This is a genomic window from Polaromonas sp. (assembly GCF_039932935.1).
GTDB lineage: Bacteria > Pseudomonadota > Gammaproteobacteria > Burkholderiales > Burkholderiaceae_C > Polaromonas.
On record NZ_JBDTPB010000049.1, the window covers coordinates 55,880 to 75,701 of the forward strand.

16 protein-coding genes and 1 other RNA gene are annotated in these 19,822 nt (G+C 62.9%); 6 read left to right on the plus strand and 11 right to left on the minus strand.

Going from position 1 to position 19,822, the window contains the following annotated elements:
- Positions 1–69: 69 nt before the first annotated feature.
- The 4 genes from ABI546_RS09120 to ABI546_RS09135 all read right to left on the minus strand — a co-directional run bounded on the left by ABI546_RS09120 (position 70) and on the right by ABI546_RS09135 (position 5,886).
- On the minus strand, positions 70–1,905 hold the full coding sequence (locus ABI546_RS09120) for an STAS domain-containing protein (protein WP_348046261.1): 1,836 nt from the start codon (positions 1,903–1,905) through the stop codon (positions 70–72).
- Between the two features lie 38 nt (positions 1,906–1,943).
- Positions 1,944–2,996 (minus strand): RNA polymerase-binding protein DksA, encoded by a 1,053-nt coding sequence (dksA, locus tag ABI546_RS09125; protein ID WP_348046263.1) that lies wholly within the window; start codon positions 2,994–2,996, stop codon positions 1,944–1,946.
- Between the two features lie 340 nt (positions 2,997–3,336).
- Entirely contained in the window at positions 3,337–4,413 is a 1,077-nt protein-coding gene (locus ABI546_RS09130) for a GTP-binding protein (RefSeq protein ID WP_348046265.1), read from the minus strand.
- 282 nt (positions 4,414–4,695) lie between these two features.
- Positions 4,696–5,886 carry a class I SAM-dependent methyltransferase gene (locus ABI546_RS09135; protein WP_348046267.1) on the minus strand — a complete coding sequence of 397 codons (1,191 nt, stop codon included), beginning with the start codon at positions 5,884–5,886 and terminating at the stop codon, positions 4,696–4,698.
- Positions 5,887–6,049: 163 nt separating this feature from the next.
- Between ABI546_RS09135 and ABI546_RS09140 the strand changes: the two genes are divergently transcribed.
- Entirely contained in the window at positions 6,050–7,855 is a 1,806-nt protein-coding gene (locus ABI546_RS09140) for a 7TM diverse intracellular signaling domain-containing protein (protein WP_348046269.1), read from the plus strand.
- A 36-nt stretch (positions 7,856–7,891) separates the two neighbouring features.
- Here ABI546_RS09140 and ABI546_RS09145 read toward each other — a convergent pair whose 3' ends face one another.
- From ABI546_RS09145 to dapF, 3 genes are all read right to left on the minus strand, one after another.
- Entirely contained in the window at positions 7,892–8,932 is a 1,041-nt protein-coding gene (locus ABI546_RS09145) for a tyrosine recombinase XerC (protein WP_348046271.1), read from the minus strand.
- A gap of 21 nt (positions 8,933–8,953) precedes the next feature.
- Positions 8,954–9,649, minus strand: coding sequence for a DUF484 family protein (locus tag ABI546_RS09150; protein WP_348046273.1), 696 nt, complete (start codon positions 9,647–9,649; stop codon positions 8,954–8,956).
- A gap of 264 nt (positions 9,650–9,913) precedes the next feature.
- Positions 9,914–10,798, minus strand: coding sequence for a diaminopimelate epimerase (dapF, locus tag ABI546_RS09155; RefSeq protein WP_348046275.1), 885 nt, complete (start codon positions 10,796–10,798; stop codon positions 9,914–9,916).
- 120 nt (positions 10,799–10,918) lie between these two features.
- Here dapF and ABI546_RS09160 point away from each other — a divergent pair, with 120 nt between their 5' ends.
- Positions 10,919–12,553 carry an MBL fold metallo-hydrolase gene (locus ABI546_RS09160; RefSeq protein ID WP_348046277.1) on the plus strand — a complete coding sequence of 545 codons (1,635 nt, stop codon included), beginning with the start codon at positions 10,919–10,921 and terminating at the stop codon, positions 12,551–12,553.
- A 308-nt stretch (positions 12,554–12,861) separates the two neighbouring features.
- Entirely contained in the window at positions 12,862–13,755 is an 894-nt protein-coding gene (locus ABI546_RS09165; protein ID WP_348046279.1) for a basic amino acid ABC transporter substrate-binding protein, read from the plus strand.
- Positions 13,756–13,827: 72 nt separating this feature from the next.
- Here the strand turns inward: ABI546_RS09165 and rnpB are convergent.
- Positions 13,828–14,167, minus strand: an RNA gene (gene rnpB, locus ABI546_RS09170) — RNase P RNA component class A.
- A gap of 85 nt (positions 14,168–14,252) precedes the next feature.
- Between rnpB and ABI546_RS09175 the strand changes: the two genes are divergently transcribed.
- From ABI546_RS09175 to ABI546_RS09185, 3 genes are all read left to right on the plus strand, one after another.
- Positions 14,253–15,923, plus strand: a complete 1,671-nt coding sequence (locus ABI546_RS09175; protein WP_348046280.1) for an NAD(P)/FAD-dependent oxidoreductase — start codon at positions 14,253–14,255, stop codon at positions 15,921–15,923.
- A complete protein-coding gene (locus ABI546_RS09180) occupies positions 15,923–16,543 on the plus strand; it encodes a flavin reductase family protein (protein WP_348046282.1) in 621 nt (206 codons plus the stop codon). Before ABI546_RS09175 ends, ABI546_RS09180 begins: the two co-directional genes overlap by 1 nt.
- Positions 16,544–16,629: 86 nt before the next feature.
- Positions 16,630–17,322 (plus strand): ProQ/FINO family protein, encoded by a 693-nt coding sequence (locus ABI546_RS09185; RefSeq protein WP_348046284.1) that lies wholly within the window; start codon positions 16,630–16,632, stop codon positions 17,320–17,322.
- Between the two features lie 18 nt (positions 17,323–17,340).
- On the opposite strand, the gene lepB is transcribed toward ABI546_RS09185, so the two are convergent.
- From lepB to ABI546_RS09200, 3 genes are all read right to left on the minus strand, one after another.
- Positions 17,341–18,009: a signal peptidase I gene (gene lepB, locus ABI546_RS09190; RefSeq protein WP_348046286.1), complete on the minus strand. Its 669-nt coding sequence runs from the start codon at positions 18,007–18,009 to the stop codon at positions 17,341–17,343.
- 60 nt (positions 18,010–18,069) lie between these two features.
- Entirely contained in the window at positions 18,070–18,945 is an 876-nt protein-coding gene (gene htpX, locus ABI546_RS09195; RefSeq protein ID WP_348046288.1) for a protease HtpX, read from the minus strand.
- Between the two features lie 108 nt (positions 18,946–19,053).
- Positions 19,054–19,803 carry a DUF3025 domain-containing protein gene (locus ABI546_RS09200; protein ID WP_348046290.1) on the minus strand — a complete coding sequence of 250 codons (750 nt, stop codon included), beginning with the start codon at positions 19,801–19,803 and terminating at the stop codon, positions 19,054–19,056.
- Positions 19,804–19,822 lie beyond the last annotated feature (19 nt).

Consider the following 19,822-nt stretch of genomic DNA (forward strand, 5'->3'; position numbering starts at 1 on the left):
GTACACCAACGCCGGAGAAATTATACGCATGAGTTGCCAGACCGAGCCCGGCGTCCACGGGTACAGGGCTCAATCGATGCGGACGGTCACCCTGGCGTGTTCGGTAATGCCGATCACATTGAAGAAGGCGGCCACGAGGCGATTGACCTCCGTGAACTGCACCGACCGGTTTTCCTCTTCGCGGGCCGACACCCAGTTCAACAGCGTTCCCGCCGCTGAAAAGTCCACCCGGATGAGTTTGGCGCAGGAAATCAGCATCGTGTCCGCGCCCATCAGCTTGACTTCCAGCTTGTCCAGCATCTCTATGGCGTCACCCTGAATCTGACCTGAGAGCTCTACCGACAGCACATTGCTCAACTGCGAACTGGGTGCATCCATCTGGGTGTCTCCTTCCAGCGCGCTCACGCTCGAGGATACGGAATCACGGTATACGTCGCCAATGATGGCCTGCCCGCCCATGACGCCACCTTGTGCGTCGATTGGCTTGTATTCGCAACGCGCGCTGTCCCATGCCGGTGGAGAAACTTCGTAGGTGACGCAGAAGTCGAGGGCCGCGAGCTCAAAATCATCGGGACGATGCGTCACGCGCAGCGCCTCCATGCGCAAAAGCCACCAGTGCTGCTCGGTGTCGCGGCTGCCGGACGGAGTGGCGTTCTGAAGCACCTTCTGCAGTTGCGCATCGCCCATGAAACGCAGTTGAACAGGCTGAGTCGCCCATCCGCCGAAAACCTTGTACAGGGCTTCAACCGCAGCCGGTTCGATAGTTTTGAGATTGTTCCAGTCCAGGCGCCATGGCATGGGCGCCTTTGCCGTGGCTGCCTTGAGGGCTGCCACGGTCTGGATACCAAGCACGGATGGGCAAACCCAGTCGACAGCGGGTCCATTGGTTGCCGCCTTGCCGGCCGGCGCGGTGAGCATCTTCACCATGTCCGGCATGGAAAACCACTGGGGCGCCGAACGGTCAAACCGCTCCACAAACTGGATGGCCGCAGTTTCGAACTTGTCCTGCTGGGCTGTGGCGCGATAAAGATCGAACAGGGTCAGCCAGGTATCCGCGTGGCCGGTGCGCGATGCGCCGGGAGCGAGGATTTCGAGCAAGCCGGCCTCAGCGCCCGAATCATCGCCATTGGCAAAGCGGATGGCAGCCTCTTCCAACTCTGCGTCGTGGGCGACCACTTCCTCCACATCCACAGCAGTGAGTTTGGAAGGAGAAAACCCGGATGCACCGCTGCCACTGTCGTAGCTGCCGCCGATACCTGCCAGACCGCCAATCGCAGGCGGCTTGACTGGCGCCGACACAGACACCGGCATCGGCGCCGAACGGGCCGCGGCCAATGCCACGGACAGGGAATCGGGTTGCGTCTGGGAGGTGTCGTGAGCGGCCTCTCTGGCAGCTTGCAGTTCAGCCAATTTGGCAGGAGACTGCAAGCCAGCCGGCGCCGTAGCCCGGTACGCGGTGGGAAGGGCATTGTCCAGCATGGGCGCCTGCGTGGGGGCGCCTTGCAGCGGTGCATGCACCGAGTTGTCCGGCATGCCGCCGTTCTTGGTCTTCCACCACTGCATCGACATCTGCGCTTCGATCTCGTCGATCTTTTTGAGCGTGGTGGCGCGGTCGTCAGGCTTGGAGGGCATGCTGCTCTGAAAGAACGAGGGCCTGCCGCCTGGGTCCTGACCGACCCCCACCATGGCTTCACGCTTGCGCATTTTGCGCAGCATGTCGAATTCGCGCTTGCGCACGAAATCATTTTGGCGCTTGCGCTCAATCATTTCCTTGAGCAGTTGCTTGCTCATGGCTTCATCGCGGTCCGTTTGCGCGCCGTCCAGGTCTGACCAGTTCGTGGCCGGATTACGGACGAATTTCACCATCTTGGAAAGCAAGCCTGAAGCGGTATCTTCTTTGGACATGGCAGGACCGATTAAATCACTTCAACCAACGGCAAGCATCAATCGCCAAACATTTTCTGTTTGAGCTCGCGGCGTTGCTGCGCTTCCAGCGACAGGTTGGCCGTAGGACGGGCGATCAGCCGGCCGACCCCGATGGGTTCACCGGTTTCGTCGCAGTAACCGTAATCGCCCGAGTCGATGCGGGCGATGGATTGCTCGATTTTCTTGAGCAGCTTGCGTTCGCGGTCGCGCGTGCGCAGCTCCAGGGCGTGTTCTTCTTCAATGGTGGCGCGGTCGGCCGGATCGGGCACCACCACGGTGTCTTCCCGCAGATGCTCGGTGGTTTCACCGGCGCTGTTGTGAATGTCCTGCTTCAGCACAGACAGCTTGTGGCGGAAGAAGGCCAGCTGCTTTTCATTCATGTACTCGGAGTCAGGCATCGCCTTGACTTCGTCGTCCGTCAGTTGCTCGGCAGACTTGGTTTTCCAGTTGTTGGCGAGCTTTGGGTCTTTTTTGGCCGCCGCCTGAGGTGGCGGCGCAATCACGCGTTCGGTCATTGTGGAGTAACTGGCTTTGGCTGCGTCAGGCGCATGGGTTGGCACCATGGGTGCGGGAGGGGGTGACTGGGTCGCTACGCGGGCGGAGCTTCGCCGGCCGGGCTTCAACGGAGGCGGGGCGATCAGCCCGGCCCTGACAGGTGCTGGAGCGGGCGCCGCCACCACGACGGGCTGAACCGGTTTGGCGACGACGGCGGCTTTGGCGACTGGTTTTACAGCGGGCTTCGCGACAGGCTTGGCAGCAGATTTTGCAACGGGTTTCGCTGCGGTTTTGGGGGGTGATTTGAGCACAGGCTTTGCGGGTTTGGCGACGGCCTTGGCTTTGGGCAAAGGCTTGGCAGCGGTTTTCTTGACGGCTGCGGGGGCAGGCTTTTTCGCGGGAGCGGCCTTGACGGCTGGTTTGGCGGCTTTTTTAGCGGCTGGCTTGAGGGCCGGCTTTGCCTTGGCAACAGGTTTGGCAGGTTTTTTCACGGCTTTGGCGGCAGCCTTGGCTTTCGGCACAGACTTGGTAGCCGGTTTGGCAGGTGCTTTGGTCTTTTTTGCTTGCGCTTTCACAATGTGTCTCCTCTGGAAAGCAGCCCCTGAACGGCTCGAGAGCCCTCGCGGCGGCTTCCTGGCCAAACTGCTGCAGCGCAGTCCAACCCTACCTGTTGCCAGATTTCCTGGTTTGTCTGCCGCCTGCCAGCCTCGAAAACCACACCTGGGCGGCTTTCAACCGGCTTTGTAGCTGGTTTGGTGCCTGGCTGGCGTCCCGGTTGGGTATTCCGGGTATTTTGGTCGGCGCGCGATTGTAGCGGCTGGCCGACCAGCCATAGCATCCTTGAAGCAAACCGTTGGAGAATCGAGACAAACATAAGCCCTCCGCCTTTTACAGGTCACAGGCGGACAGCCTACCTCAAACCAGGCACTGCTCCAGGCCCTGCATAAAAATATCTTTAGGCAAATCGATGCCGATAAAGACCATCTTGCTGTTTTTCTTCTCGCCCTCGGCCCAGGCGGGCCCCAGGTCGCTGCCCATGAGCTGGTGCACGCCCTGAAAAATCACCTTGCGGTCGGTGCCTTCCATGTTCAGCACGCCCTTGTAACGCAGCATCCGCGGACCGTAGATATTGACCACCGCTCCCAGAAAATCCTCCAGCTTGGCCGGGCTGAAGGCTTTGTCGGATCGGAAGACAAAGCTCTTGACGTCATCGTCATGGTGGTGATGATGGCCGTGGCCTTCATGCCCATCGTTGGTGTCGTGGGCGTGCGAAGGATGGTCGCAATGTTCGCCGTGCACATGGTCATGATCGTGGTCATGCCCTTCGTGGTCGTCTTCCTTGAGAAAGTCGGGGTCGATGTCCAGCTTGGCGTTGAGGTTGAAGCCGCGCAGGTCGAACACGTCCTTGATGGCCACTTCACCGAAATGCACGGCCTTCTGCGGCGCACGCGGGTTCATGTGCTTGAGGCGGTGCATCAGTGCATCCACCTCGTCCTTCGCCACGAGGTCCGTTTTGCTGATGAATATCTGGTCGGCAAACCCGACCTGACGGCGGGCTTCCTGGCGGTCGTTGAGCTGGGTGGCGGCGTGTTTTGCGTCTACCAGGGTCAAGATGGAGTCGAGCAGGTACTGCTCGGCAATTTCTTCATCCATGAAGAACGTCTGCGCCACCGGCCCCGGGTCGGCCAGCCCGGTGGTCTCGATGACCACGCGCTCAAAGTCGAGCAGGCCCTTGCGTTTTTTGGCGGCCAGCAGTTGCAGCGTTTCGCGCAAATCCTCGCGAATCGAGCAGCAAATGCAGCCGTTGTTCATCTGGATGATGTTTTCCTCGGTGTCGTTCACCAGGATTTCGTTGTCGATGTTTTCTTCACCGAATTCATTCTCGATCACGGCGATCTTCTGGCCGTGTGCCTCGGTCAGCACGCGCTTGAGCAGCGTGGTTTTGCCGGAGCCCAGGAAGCCGGTGAGGATGGTGACGGGAATCAAGCTCATGGTATGACCTAAAACAGGAATTGCAGATGGAAGTGAGTGGCTGAAGTGAGTGGCGAAAGCCGGGGTCGCAGACACACCCAGGTGGGGGAGTTTAGCGGCGGGTTCAAGTGAAACGCACAGCCCGGGCGAATACCACCTTGGCCAGCAGTTACTTTACAGGTCGTGTCAAGCGCGGGGCATCCGTGGCCTGCACAGACAGGCAGTTTTTGCCCCCGAATTTGCTATCTTTTTAATAGCTGCTTGCGCTCACCCTTATTGGCCTGGAGGCACTATTTTCATAAATTAGCCGCCAACCCGCTTCACCAGCACCAGCCCCTTGAGATATTCGCCCTCGGGGAAGGCCACCGTCATGGGATGGTCGGGCGCGCCGCCCATGCGCTCAGAGATGAAAGCGTCAACCCCCGCGTCAGTACCGGCGGACGCGACAATCTTGTGAAACAGGTCAGCGCTGATGCCGCCAGAGCACGAATAGCTAAATAACACGCCACCGGGCGACAAAATCGACAGGGCCAGGCGGTTGATGTCCTTGTAGGCGCGGGCAGCGCGCTCGGCGTGCGTCACGGTGGGCGCGAACTTGGGTGGGTCGAGCACGATGGCATCGAACATCCTTCCCTCCTTCTGGTACTGCCGCAGCGAGGCATTCACGTCGGCATCCAGCATGGTGGTTCGGCTGGCATCAAAGCCGTTCAGCGCCACATTGGCCCTGGCGCGCTCGATGGCCGGGCCGGAGGAATCAATCGACGTCACATGCCCAGCGCCGCCCGCCAGTGCGGCGACGGTAAAGCCGCCGGTGTAGCAATAACAATTGAGCACGCTCTGGAACTTGAGGCGGCGCGTGTAAGCAGCAAACTTGTGGCGGCTGTCGCGCTGGTCCAGGTAAAAGCCGGTCTTGTGGCCTTCGGCGATGTCAAGGCTGAGCTTCCAGTCGTGCTCGGCGATGGTGATGCCGGTGTCGCCCGAGCCGGCCAACCAGCCTGTGACCTCCGGCAGACCTTCAAGCGCGCGCGAACTCGCATCGGACCGCTCATACAGGCGCATGAGACCGGTCTGCGCCAACAAGGCTTCGACGATCACGTCCTTCCATTTTTCCGTGCCGCAACTGGAGAACTGGGCGACCAGCGTGTCGCCATAGCGATCAACCACCAGGCCCGGCAGGCCATCGGATTCGCCATGAATGAGCCGCCGGCCGTCGCTCTGGATGTCAAACAGCTCCCGCGCCTTCAGGGCCTGCGCAATGCGTGCCGCAAAAAATGACGCATCGATGCGCTGTGTCTCGTCAAAGCTCCAGACCCGCGCGCGGATTTTGGACGCCGGACTGAAGGCCGCCCATCCCAGGAACTGGCCGGCATGGCTTTCCACCCGCACTGTTTCACCCGCGTCACCGCCTCCCTTGGCGATGGCGCCGTCAAAAATCCAGGGATGGCGCCGCAGCAATGAGCGCTCTTTGCCGTCCCGCAGTCGAATTATTTTCATGCCGCTATTGTCGCGGCTGGTGGCATTGCCCCCTCCAGAGCGCGACGCATCAACCGGGAAAAATGAACCCGGCCGACAGCAGTTTGACAGTTCCGTGTAATTTTCGTGAAAGTTTTGCGACAATACCCGGTTAATGTTTTGGACCCACCTTTCGCGGCGATGGATGAAACACGGGCCGCCAGCAAGCCCGGTCATTCGCACGCCTGCCGGCATCCGCGCGCTGCAGCTGGGGTTGGCGATGAGTCTGTTTGTGGGCTCGCTGTTGGCCCTGACAAGCCTGGACGCACGGGCACGTACGGTGCTGGACCTGGACACCCCGGAGGAAACCGTGGCGCTGCAGGACTGGGGCGACTACTGGATCGACACCAGCGGCAACTTCACCCCCGAGCAGGTCGCCAGCACTCCGGACATCCCCTGGAAACCGACCCGCGGCAACGCAATCTACCCGGTCACCAGCGGCCAGGCCATGTGGGTGCGCTTCAACGTACCTCCAGCCCCGGACGCGGAGCGTTGGTACCTGGAGGTCCCCTACCCGTCCATCGACCGGGCATCGCTGTACACCCTGGACGCCGCCGCGCGGTGGAACGAGCAGCGCGCCGGCGACCTGGTGGCGGTGAACAAATGGCCGGTGCCGCACCGCCATCCCCTGCTGCCCATCGCGCTGTCGGCGGAAGTGCCCACCAACTATCTGCTGCGCCTGGAAAACGGCCACGCCTTCAGTGCCCCGCTGCAATTCGTCAGCGAAGGCCGCCTGAGCTATTCGGAGCAGCGCGTTTCCCTGATCCTGGGCATTTTCTTTGGACTGACCGGGCTGGCCGCGCTGATTTCCGCGCTGGGTGCGATTTCACTGCGCGACGCGGCCTACGGCTATTACGCCCTGTGCGTCACCCTGATGGGCCTCACGCAGGCCACGGTGACCGGCATCGCCGGGCTGCATTTGTGGCCAGGCTGGCCAGGTTGGAGTGATATCTCGACGTCGGTGCTGCCCACGCTGGCGGTATCGGCCACCTTGCTGTTTATTTCCGCAGCGGTGTCCCTGCCCGAACGTTCGCTGCGCCTGCATTGGCTCATGGCGGGGCAAGCCGCGCTGGGCGTGCTGGCTGCGGTGGTGCTGGCGCTGGTGCCATCCGCATCGCGCATGGACATCTTCATTCCCACCGTGCTGTTGCTGGAGTTCAGCAGCATGCTGGTCATGGGCTGGGCCTGGCGGCGCGGCGACCGGTTTGCACCATGGCTGATGCTGGCCTACGTGCCGGTGCTGGCCGCCGCCGGCTGGACCATGGCCCGCAATGCCGAGCTGGTGCCCATCGGTTTCCTGACGCAGCACGGCATGCAGCTGGGCGTGGCACTGCACCTGCCCATCGTGATGCTGGTATTGATGCTGCGCAGCCAGCACCGGCGCGAGAACATCCGCCGCATCCAGGGCCTGGACCGGGTGGACCCGGCCACCGGCCTGATCAACGGCCATGTGTTTGCCGAGCGCCTGATTCGCATGATTGCGCGCTCCGAACGGCTGCGGCACCAGAGCGCGGTGATGATCATCGACCTGGTCAACTCCGAGCAAATCCAGCGCGACTTCGGGCGCAAGGCCGCCGACGAATTGCCGCTGCACGTGGCAGAACGCCTGTTATCCACCGCGCGCGAGATCGACAGCGCTGCGCGCCTGTCGGAACGGCGTTTCGGCATGCTGGTCGAAGGCCCTTTCAATGCGGAAGACGCCGCCACGCTCGGGCCGCGCATCGTCGCGCGCTGCCTCATGCCCTACAAGAGCCTGCATGTGGACTGCGTGGCGCAGGTGCATGTGGCCTATGCCCTGGTGCCTTATCAGGGCTCCAACGCCCAAGGCCTGCTGACACAGCTTGAAGAGCGTCTGGCAGCGGCGCCTTCCGACAGCAAGCGCGCCGTGTTCATGCTGGGTGAAATACCGCCCGGCAAGCCGCCCCGGCGTACGCCGCGCAAACCTGCCTGAAACCCGCAAGCGCGGCAGCGCCGGGGACTCGCCGGCTCAGTTTTTTTTCTTATCCGGCTCGTGGGATTTGCCAGCGGACACCGTGCCTGCAAGGCCCGGCGTTTTCGACAGTGCCCGTGGATGCGCCGCGTCATACACCTTGGCCAGGTGCTGGAAATCCAGCCGGGTATAGACCTGCGTGGTCGTGATGTTGGCATGGCCCAGCAGTTCCTGAACCGCCCGCAGGTCACCGCTCGACTGCAGCACGTGGCTGGCAAAGGAATGGCGCAGCATGTGCGGGTGCACCGGTGTGGCCAGCCCCGCTTTCAGGGAGCGTTGCTTTAGCCGCACGCGAATGTGCTGCGGCGTGAGGCGCGTGCCGCGCTGGTTGATGAACAGCGCATGGTCTTCGCGCGCCCAGCTGCCGCGCGCGGCGAGCCAGCGTTGCAGTGACTGCAGCGCCGCCCGGCCGACCGGCACGCTGCGGCGCTTGGAACCCTTGCCCAGCACGTGAGCTTCGGCCGCATCGGCGTCGATCCAGCCGCGCGCCTGTGCACTGGCGTTCACATCCAGTCCCACCAGTTCGCCGATACGCAGCCCGCAGCCATAGAGCAGTTCAGTCATGCATTGATCGCGCAGTTCCAGCAGAGGGTCGCCTTCGGTGACATCGGCCTGGTAGGCCGCCAGCTGCACGGCTTCGTCCACGCTCAGGGCTTTGGGCAGGGGCTTGGCGGCTTTGGGCGCCCGCACGTCCTGCACGGGGTTGCCGCTGATCAGGCCCTCGCGGCCCAGCCACGTGTAAAAGCCGCGCCAGCCTGACAGGATGAGGGCAATGCCCCGGCCGCTGCGGCCAGCGCCGTGCATTTGTGCCACCCAGCGCCGCATGTGGACGTTTTGCACCGCTGTCAGCGCCACCTTGGCCTGGTGCGCATTGGCCTCAAGCTTTTGCAAGTCCAGCGCATAAAGCTCCACAGTGCGCTGGGCCAGGCGTTTCTCCACACGCACATGCTCCAGGTAGCGCTCGACCAGCGGATCGGAAGGCGGCAACACGGCCTGCCCACCACCGGATTCAGACGCGGGAAGCGGCGTGGGCGTCATGGTGGTGTGCCGTGTTTGCGCCTATTCGGAGGTGACCGGCTGAGGCCGCAGGCGCGTCAGCGCAGCGCCGGCCAGCTCACCCAGGCGTTCCAGGAAGTCGGTACCCATGCCGCTGTGAAAACGCTCCGGATCGGGTGAAGCGAGCACCAGCAAGCCCGAGACCTCCGCCTCTGCCGCGGCGCGCAGCGGTATCAACGCGATCGACAAAGCCACTGCGGGCTCGGGCAACCAGTGGACCGCCTCGAACCCGGAGTTGACGCCGCAGTAAGGCGCGCTCAATGAGGACGCAAAGGTTTTCGCGTCTTCGCTGACATCTGCCGCAAAACTTTCATCCGAAAAAATGCCGTTGACATCCCAGACCTTGATCGCCGCCTGCGGAATCAGGAATTCAGTCGTAATGCCTTCGACGATGGCGCCCGGCAGGTCACGCGCCTGCGTTGCCTGCAGCAGCTTGCGCGTCCAGCGCTGCATCTTGTCGGCAATGGACACGTTTTCCTGTCCATGGCGGATCATGTCCACCATCCGCGTTTCCAGCCCCTTGATCTTCTCGCGCAGCATCAGCGCCTGTCGCTCCTGCAGGCTGACGGCGCGGTTACCGTGACCGCTGGACAACTGCACCGACGCCAGCAACTCGGCGTGGCGCTCAAAGAAGTCGGGCGTGTTGGCCAGAAAGTTGGCGATGTCGTCTTCGGTGATGGGGTGTTCGGTTGGATTCATCCGGGCATTGTAGGGAAATGAGCCCCCACGGTCGTTCACTTCGTGTAACTCCCTGCCCCCCCGAGAGGGCCGCCCGCCTGCGGTCTGGCAAAGCCAGTCCCGCGGCTCATGCTGGCCTTGGTCGGCTCGCTTCGCATCGCCTTTCGTGGGGCCATCTGGCTGTTCACACCAGTTGGGGCCGCGGAACCGGCTTTGCCGGGCCGCAGGCGCCGCCCCCTGGAAGGGGGAACAGGCTACACGCAGTGAGCCTGGACAGGGGTGGCCCTATATCTGCGGGATATCGATCTCGGACTCGAACACCGTGGTGGCCGGCCCCGTCATCATGACAGGCGCATCAAGCTGATCTGGCCACTCGATGGTGAGCTGGCCGCCGCGGGTGATCACGTCTACCCGCGTGTCGAGAAGGCCCCAGCGTATACCCGCCACGACCGCCGCGCAGGCGCCGGTGCCGCAGGCCAGTGTCTCGCCGGCACCCCGCTCAAAGACCCGCAGGCGAATCTGGCTGCGCGACACCACCTGCATGAAGCCAGCATTGACCCGGCGCGGGAAGCGCACGTGATTCTCAATCAGGGGGCCGGTCTCCAGCACCGGCGCCGTGTCTACGTCGGCCACGAGCTGCACCGCGTGCGGGTTCCCCATCGACAGGGCCGCTATAAAAAGAGGAGCTGTCTGCGCACGGCCATCAAGGGCTAGAGGCCATTTTTGCCATAAACCCTGGTCCACAGGCGTAAGGCCCGAGGCGTCAAAGGGAATGCGCGCCAGATCAAATACCGGCGCTCCCATGTCAACGGTGACGCGTCCGTCGGACTGCATGCGCGGCTCGATGATGCCGCTCAGGGTCTTGACCCTCACGACGTCCTTGGTTGTCAGCCCCTGCTCGCGCACAAAACGCACAAAGCAGCGCGCACCGTTACCGCACTGCTCGACCTCGCCGCCGTCGGCGTTGTGGATCACGTATTCAAAGTCGATGCCTTCGCCCCCTTCCTTCGGCGCAGGCCGCACCGAAAGTATCTGGTCGGCGCCAACGCCGAAGTGGCGGTCGGCAAGGAAACGGTATTGCGCAGTGGTCAGGCCCAGCAGACCCCGGGTTTCGTCGAGCATCACGAAATCGTTGCCCGCACCCTGCATTTTGGTGAATCGGATTCGCATGAGGGGATTATCTGTCGGGTGAGGCGGGTTCGATGCTGGCTCTTGCTTCGGCTTGCGTTCCCACTTGCCGAGAGTTGCCGGTCGGAGCAAGACCCGCCCCTCCAAAGCCATAATCCAAAAATGCCCCGCCCCTCACAACTCCTCCACCCCCAGCGTGAGCCCGCCCCCGTCCGCCCCGCAGCCACCGTCCTCCTGCTGCGCGACTCACCGCAGGGCATTGAAGTGCTGATGACGCGCCGCTCGATGACAGCCAGCTTCGCCCCCGGCGCGTATGTTTTCCCCGGCGGCGGCATCGACGCGGCGGACGCGCTGGCGCACGGCCAGTCGACGCGGCGGACCACCCAGGACGACCTGCACCTCACACAAGCCATCGCCGCCATTCGGGAAAGCTTTGAAGAGCTCGGCGTGCTGCTGGCGCGCCACGCGGACGGCAGCTATGCCACCACCGCCGACATCGCTGCGCTGGACCGCAAGGCGCCGTTTGCCGCGCAGTGCAAAGCGCGCGGCCTCACGCTGGCGGGCGATGAGGTGTTTGTGCTGGCGCACTGGATCACCGATCGCGACCTGCCGCGCCGCTTTGACGTGCCCTTCCTCGCTGCGCGCATGCCAGACGGCCAAAGCCCGGTGGCTGACGAGGCCGAGCAGTTCGAGCCGGTCTGGGTGCGGCCGGCCGATGCGCTGGCGCGGCATGCAGCGGGCGGCTTCTTCATGATCTTTCCCACCATACGCACGCTGGAAAAGCTGCAACACTACCCCGATGTCGATTCGGTGCTGGCGGCTTGCGCGTCTGAAATCCCGCTGTGGACTTCTTGCCCGCGCGCCGGGCTGCTGGCGGGCAAGGAAGCGCGCTACATGGAACATGAAGCGCCCTACGGCGAACTGGCGCTGACCTGCCCCGACGGGCAGATCGTGCACCCGCTGGACTGGCAGACCGCCCAGCCGGTGGCGCTGCTCAAAAACGTGATGCGCCTGACAGCCCCCAACCCCGGCATGATGACCGGGCCGGGCACCAACAGCTACCTGGTGGGCGACGCGCAAAGCGGCTACATCGTGATTGACCCGGGACCTAACGATGCCGCGCACTTGCAGCGCCTGTATGACGCCACGGGCGGGCGCATCGAAGCCATCGTCTGCACGCACTCCCACCCCGACCATTCACCCGGCGCCAAGCCGCTGCAGGCACTGTGCGCGCATCGCCCGCCCATCCTGGGCCTGCCCTCAGCCACCACGGCGCGCCCCGACTCTTTCTTCGCACCAGACCGCTTGCTATCAAATCAGGAGCTGCTTGCGCTCGCCAGTAGCGGGCTGCAGCATACTTTGATGGTGATTTTGACGCCCGGCCACGCCGCCAACCATCTTTGCCTGGTGCTGCTGGAAGACGGCCTTTTGTTTTCCGGCGACCACATCCTCAACGGCAGCACCACCGTGGTGAACCCGCCCGACGGCGCGATGACCCCCTACCTCGACTCACTCGACACGCTGGCAGCCGCCTGCGACGCACACGGCGTGGAATTCATCTTGCCCGCACATGGCTATGTGCTGGGCGAGGCTAAAACCGCGATCGCGCAGCTCAAAATGCACCGGCTCAAGCGGGAAGCCAAGGTCATCGACGCGATGCAGGCCCAGCCTGAAGGATCGATGGATGACTGGGTGAAGCTGGCCTATGACGAGGTGGACCCGCGCATCTGGCCGCTGGCCAAACGTTCGTTGCAGGCGCATGTCGACCGCGTGCGGGAACTGGGCCTGGTCCATTAGCGACTTCTAAAACAAGCGCCCTGGCCGGGAAACCGCCGCGCCGGGCCCCCAAATATGTCCGCACCCGCACCAAAATCACAGGATCGGCCGAGTACTGGCGCTACTGTGGTGTGAAAGTTGCTAAACCTTACACCGTACGTACGGGTATTCACCTGCCTTGACGCCCAAGACGGTCGCCAAGGCTACTGAAATGGGCTGCCGACCATCGGGCCGCGGTTTATACTTTTTGTTCGTATGCCGGAATCCGTGCCTGACCGCATGGGCTGACGGGCATCACCCATCATTTCAACCATTTTCCGAGGGACTTCATGTCTTCCATCTCCATCACAACGCGACGTTTCCTGCAAACCGCCGGCACCCTGGTCGCCGGTATCGTCCTGGCCGCCTGCAGCAAGACCGAGCCTCCAGCGCCGGTTGCCGCCACGCCAGCGCCTGCTGCATCGGCACCTGCCCCGGCTGCCAAGGTGTACCTGGTGGGCACCGACGCCGCCTACGCCCCTTTTGAAACGCAAAACGAAAAAGGCGAGATCGTCGGCTTCGACATCGAAGTCGTGAAAGCTGTCGCCGAAAAAGCCGGCATCGAAGTGAAGTTCCTGAACACGCCGTGGGAAGGCATCTTTAATACCCTCGCCCAGGGCGACCGTGACCTGCTGGTCTCGTCCATCACCATCACGGACGAACGCAAGCAGACCATGGACTTCTCCAGCCCCTACTTCGATGCGCAGCAGTTGATCGCCGTGAAGAAGGATTCGAAGATCGCCAAGTTCAACGACCTGAAAAAACTCAAGGTCGGCGTGCAGAACGGCACCACGGGCGATGAAGTGGTGACCAAATTGCAGGGCAAGACCAGCCCCAACATCAAGCGCTTTGAATCGACGCCCCTGGCACTGAAAGAGCTCGAATCCGGCGGCGTGGACGCCGTGGTGGCCGACAACGGCGTGGTGGTGCATTACGTCAACAACAACAGCGACGCCAAGTTCAAGACCGTCAGCGACGCCAGCTTTGTTTCCGAGCAGTACGGCCTGGCCGTGAAGAAGGGCAACACCGAACTGCAGCAAAAGCTGAACAAGGGCCTGGCCGACATCAAGTCTGACGGCACCTACGACAAGATCTACACCAAGTACTTTGGCGCTCCCGCAGGTGCAACCGCCGCCGCTGGCGCCGCCCCTGCACCGGCCGCGGCCGCGTCTCCCGCCAAGTAAGGCATTGAAGCAGGGCGACAGGCCCCGCAAGCACAAAGCCCCGTTCAGTGATGAACGGGGCTTTTTTTATTAGTGTGAAGCCCGCCGATAAGCCGGATTTTGTGCACCATGCCACCTTGCGATGACACGGCGTGACCGCCATTAATCTGGGCCGGGGGTCGCCCCCACGGCTCAATGCTACCTACCCGCCAACTCTGCGGAACCACATCAACGTTGGCCTACTTGGTATTGCTGCGCGTAGAGATTGCCCGTTTCACCCGGCCCGGGGTTGCCCCAAGGCCGACTCGTCTCTGTTGCTCTGATCCTCACCTCACGGTGGAGAGGTGTTACCTCCTACGCTGTCCTGTGCAGTCCGGACGTTCCTCCAGTGCCTGGTTTCCCAGATTGCACCAGCGGCGGTCTGGCAGGCTTCACGGGGTCTATTATCCGCCAGCGTCGTGCGGCAACGGCGCCCCTTTAAAATGCGGGTTGCTTGATCAACACGAGCCCCTTTCGCCATGATTCGCCTGACCGAACTCAAACTGCCGCTGAACCACGCCGAAGACGCCCTGCCGGCCCTGGCCGCCCGTACGCTGGGCCTTGATGCCAGCGCCCTGCAAACCCTCCACATCCACAAACGCAGCTTCGACGCCCGCAAGGCGGATTTGCTCAAGGTCTACATCGTCGATATCACGCTCGCCAATGCCGATGCGGAAAGCGCGCTGCTGGCAAAGTTCTCTGGCAACCCCCACATCCAGCCCAGCCCCGACATGGCCTACCACCCGCCAGGCCAGGCACCCGCCAGCCTGCCGCTGCGCCCAGTGGTGGTTGGCTTTGGCCCTTGCGGCATTTTCGCGGCACTGGTGCTGGCGCAAATGGGTTTCAGGCCCATCGTGCTGGAGCGCGGAAAAACCGTGCGCGAGCGCACCAAAGATACCTGGGGCCTGTGGCGCAAGAACGTGCTCAACCCCGAATCGAACGTGCAATTCGGCGAAGGCGGCGCCGGCACCTTTTCCGACGGCAAGCTCTACAGCCAGATCAAGGACCCGCGCCACCTGGGCCGCAAGGTGATGAACGAGTTCGTGAAAGCCGGCGCACCGGCCAACATCCTGTTTGAGGCGCATCCGCACATAGGCACCTTCAAGCTGGTAAAGGTGGTCGAGAACATGCGCGAACAAATAGTGGCTCTGGGCGGTGAGATCCGCTTCGAGCAGCGCGTGACCGATGTGCTGATCGAAGACGGCGCCGAGGGCAAGCAGCTGCGCGGCCTCACGGTGCTGGACCAGGCCACGGGCCAGAGCCACGAAATGCGCGCCGACCAGGTGGTGATGGCGCTGGGCCACAGCTCGCGCGACACATTTGCCATGCTGTACGCGCGCGGCGTGCACATCGAGGCCAAGCCTTTTTCCATCGGCTTTCGGGTTGAGCACCCGCAGGGCATCATCGACCGCGCACGTTGGGGCCGCCACGCGGGCCACCCTTCGCTGGGCGCGGCCGAATACAAGCTGGTGCACCACGCCAGCAACGGCCGCTCGGTCTACAGCTTTTGCATGTGCCCGGGCGGCACGGTGGTGGCCGCCACCTCGGAGCTGGGCCGCGTGGTGACCAATGGCATGAGCCAGTACTCGCGTAACGAGCGCAATGCAAACGCCGGCATCGTGGTGGGCATAGACCCGCGCGACTACCCTGGCTACGAGGCAGGCGATGCGCTGGCCGGCATTGCACTGCAGCGCCAGCTGGAGTCCCACGCCTTTGTGCTGGGCGGCAGCAACTACCAGGCGCCCGCGCAGCTGGTGGGCGACTTTATCGCCGGGCGCCCTTCCACCGCGCTGGGCAGCATTGAGCCCTCGTACAAGCCCGGTGTGACCATCGGCGATCTGTCGTCCGCGCTGCCCGGCTACGCCATTGAGGCCATGCGCGAAGCCTTTCCGGTGTTCGGAAAAAAGATCAAGGGTTTTGACACGCATGACGCGGTGCTGACAGGCGTGGAAACGCGCACTTCTTCACCCATCAAGATCAGCCGTGGCGACGACATGCAAAGCATCAACGTGCGCGGCCTCTACCCTGCCGGCGAAGGCGCCAGTTACGCCGGCGGCATTTTGTCGGCCGGGGTGGACGGCATCAAGGTGGCCGAGGCGCTGGCGCGCAGCGTGCTGCAGAACGCCGAACAACAGCGGATGGCTGCGTGATGGACCAGGATTTCCACTACTACGAGCCGGCCAAAGGCCACGGCCTGCCGCACGACCCCTTCAATGCCATGGTGGGGCCGCGGCCCATCGGCTGGATTTCGTCGCAAGACGCCAAGGGGCAACTCAACCTGGCGCCCTACAGTTTTTTCAACGCCTTCAACTACACGCCGCCAATCATCGGCTTTGCCAGCATCGGCGCCAAGGACAGCCTGCACAACATCCGCGAAACCGGGGAGTTCGGCTGGAACCTGGCGACCCGGCCGCTGGCCGAGGCGATGAACCGCTCTTGCGCGATGGTGCCGCCGGAGGTCAATGAGTTCGAGCTGGCGGGCCTTACGGCTGTGGCCTCGCAGCGCATCGCCGTGCCTCGCGTCAGGGAAAGCCCGGTGTCGTTCGAATGCCGGTTGACGCAAATCCTGCAATTGCAAGGCGCGGACGGCGTTGCGGTGCCCACATGGCTGATACTCGGGGAAGTCGTCGGCGTGTACATTGCCCGGCATTTACTCAAGGACGGCGTTTACGACACCGCTGCCGCCGAGCCGATTCTCCGCGGTGGCGGCCCGGCTGACTATTTCACCGTGACGCCGGACAATCTCTTTCGCATGTTCAGGCCGCGCTAAATCGCAATAAATGCAATAAGCGCACCAACCGCATTAACCCGCGCTTCATGCCTGAACCCCAGACAACTCTCATCACTTCACGCTCCATGACCGAAACGACCACGCCTCCCATCGCACCCGCACCTGATGCCAAACGCCCTCGAAACCTGCCGCGCAACCGGCCTCAAGGCCAGCCGCAGCGCACGCGCGAGGTGCATCCGGTTCTGCAAAAACTGTTTGAGCTGTATCCGAAGCTGTTCGGCGCGCACTTCCTGCCGCTCAAGCTGGGGGCGTTTCAGGATTTGCTGGCAGCACATCCCGAGGCCTTCAAACGCGACGAGCTGAAAATCGCTCTCGGGCTGCACGCGCGCTCGACGCCCTACCTCGAATGTGTGGCCGCCGGCCACCCACGCCACGACCTCCAGGGCGAGCCCGTCGAGCCGGTGGCGCCCGAGCATGTGCACCACGCCATCATGGAAGTGTTCCGCAGGCGCCAGGCGCGCTCCAAAGAAGACTTGCGCCCATACGTCCGGGCGCATCTGGTCGAGGCCATCGAAGCGTCGGGCCTGAGCCGCGAGGACTATCTCGAACGCATCCGCACGCAGGACGAGCTATCGAATGCCCTGCTGGAAGAGGCTTTCGCCGAACTGGCCGCCAAAGCCGCCAAACGCGAAGCGCTGGTGCGCGCGTTTGAGGCCAGCGGCAAGACAGTGGAGGAATTTGCCGAGATGTACGGCATGGCATCGGCAGACGTCACCAGCGCCCTGGAGCGCACGCGGCGGGCCCATCCCGCTCCGTAAAACTTAGGAAGCGCTTCCTTAGTAAAGCGAGCGGCCGAAACGCTCAAAGCGCGGCTGCCACTTCTCAAGAATGTCGGCCGACACCAGGATGCGCTCGGCACGGCCTATCAACAACTGGCGCGGTACCAGCCCGATGTAGCGCGAATCGGCGCTGTTGTCACGGTTGTCGCCCAGCATCATGAACTGGTCCGGGGGAATGGTGATCGGCCCCCAGGTGTCTTTTGCAGTGACACCCGCCAACCACTGGATTTCGTGCCGCTCCTGGGCCGTGGTCTCTTTCACATGCGTGGCCACCAGCACGCCCACCGGGCCGGCCGGCTCCAGTGCCGTGTCCAGCGCTTCGTAGTGGGCCGCCTGCCCGTTAATGACGAGCACCTTGGCCCGCATTTCCACGACGTCACCCGGCACGGCCACCAGCCGCTTGATCAGGCGCACGCCGTCCAGCGGCGAGGAAAAGGTGACGACATCACCGCGCTGCGGGTCGGCTGTGCGCGCCAGCACCATGTCTGTCAGGGGAACCTTGACGTTGTAGGCCAGCCGGTTGACGAAGACCACGTCGCCTTCGAGCAGATTGGGCCGCATGGACCCCGAGGGAATCGGATTCCAGTCCGCAACCGCAGTGCGGAACACGCCGAACAACAACAGCAACACCAGAAATCCGCGGTTTTGTCTGATCCAGTTTTTCATGCCTGCGCTCCTGTGAAAACCGTGCAAAAAAAGCGCCCTGTCCGGGGCGCTTTGTGATGTTCAAGACTGGCTGTTTTGCAATGCAGCGATACGCTCTTCAATCGGTGGGTGCGTGGCAAACAGCTTGCCAATGCTGCCGGTGATGCCCATGGCTTCAACCGCCTTGGGCAACTCCCCGGGCTGCATGCCGCCCAGGCGGGCCAACGCATTCATCATGGGCTGGCGGCGTCCCATCAGCTGTGCGGCGCCTGCATCGGCGCGGAACTCACGCTGGCGCGAGAACCAGGCCACCACGATGGCAGCAGCAAAACCGAGCACGATGTCCAGCACGATGGTGCTGACGTAGTAGCCGATGCCGGGGCCGGAATTGTTGTCGCTGCCGCGGCGCAAAAAGCTGTCGACGGCATAACCAATCACACGCGAGAGGAAAACCACAAAGGTGTTCATGACACCCTGGATCAGCGTCATGGTGACCATGTCGCCGTTTGCAATGTGGGCAATCTCGTGGCCGAGCACGGCCTCGATTTCTTCCTTGGTCATGCCTTGCAGCAGGCCGGTGGACACAGCTACCAGCGACGAATTCTTGAACGCGCCGGTGGCAAAGGCATTGGGCGCGCCTTCAAAGATGCCGACTTCGGGCATGCCGATCTGCGCCTTGTCGGCCAGCTTGCGCACGGTCTCGACAATCCAGGCTTCGTCGGCGTTCTGGGCTTCATTGATGACGCGAACGCCGGCGCTCCATTTGGCGACGGGCTTGCTGATCAGCAGCGAGATGATCGCACCGCCGAAACCGATCACGAGCGCAAACCCGAGCAGCATGCCCAGGTTCAATCCGTTGGGTGTGAGGTAGCGGTTGACGCCCAGCAGGCTGGCGACAATGCCCAGCACCGCCACAACGGCGACGTTGGTCAAAATAAACAGAAAAATACGTTTCATGGGTTCTCCGTGGGGTCGGTGAAAAAGCCCGCCTTGCGCAGGATATGAGGGCCTTCGGGCCCGCTTCAAGCGGAGCTCGTGTGCAGGCGGCTGATTTTTATCTGTTATTTATGGCAGCCGCTGCGGCCTGAATACAAGGGAGTCATCATAAAAGGAAAAGTTCTCGTTCTCGGGCCACCAGCCGGGTACGCCCAGCACCGGCAAAGGTGCAAAAGGCTTGCTGGCAAGTTTGGCTGCGCTCAGGTCGGCCGCCACCCAGGCGTCCAATTCTGCTATTGAATTCATAGCCGGTTGCGCAAGGTACACGTGGGCTGTGATGGGTTTTCGTGGTTGAAGCAGCTTTTCGAGCAAGGCGTGGCCAAACAGTACGAGTTGCGCCTCCTGCCATAGCGCCCTGTGCGTGAGGAAAAGGCTGTTCCAGTCCCGGGCGATCAGTGCGTCCCACAGGGGCTGCGGCGCCGACAGGAAAGCAGCGTTTTCGTCGAACACCGTCAGAGCGTCACGCACCGGCCCGCGCACCGGTGCGATGCCTGCAGCGGTAATCTCAGCGGCCTGCAGCTGGTTCAGCTTGCGCTTGGTCTGCGGAAAACGCATCCAGCACAAGCCGTTGAAAAAATCGTGCGAGCCTTCGCGTGTCGGGCACAGCCGGGTTCTGGCGATGAAGCTTTCGTAGGCCTCGCCAGAAGGCAAGGTGCATTGCGGTGCGAAGCACACTGGCGCGGGCTGCACGGCGTTGAGGGCCTGGTGCAGCGCCACACCGGCGCCCACTGCGCAGGCCACGCGCTGGCCGGGTTCGCGCCAGGCTTGCAGCCAGGGGCGCTCCCAATCAATAGGCGGTAGCGACACGGGGGTTGCCATGGCGATCAGGCCTTTGCCG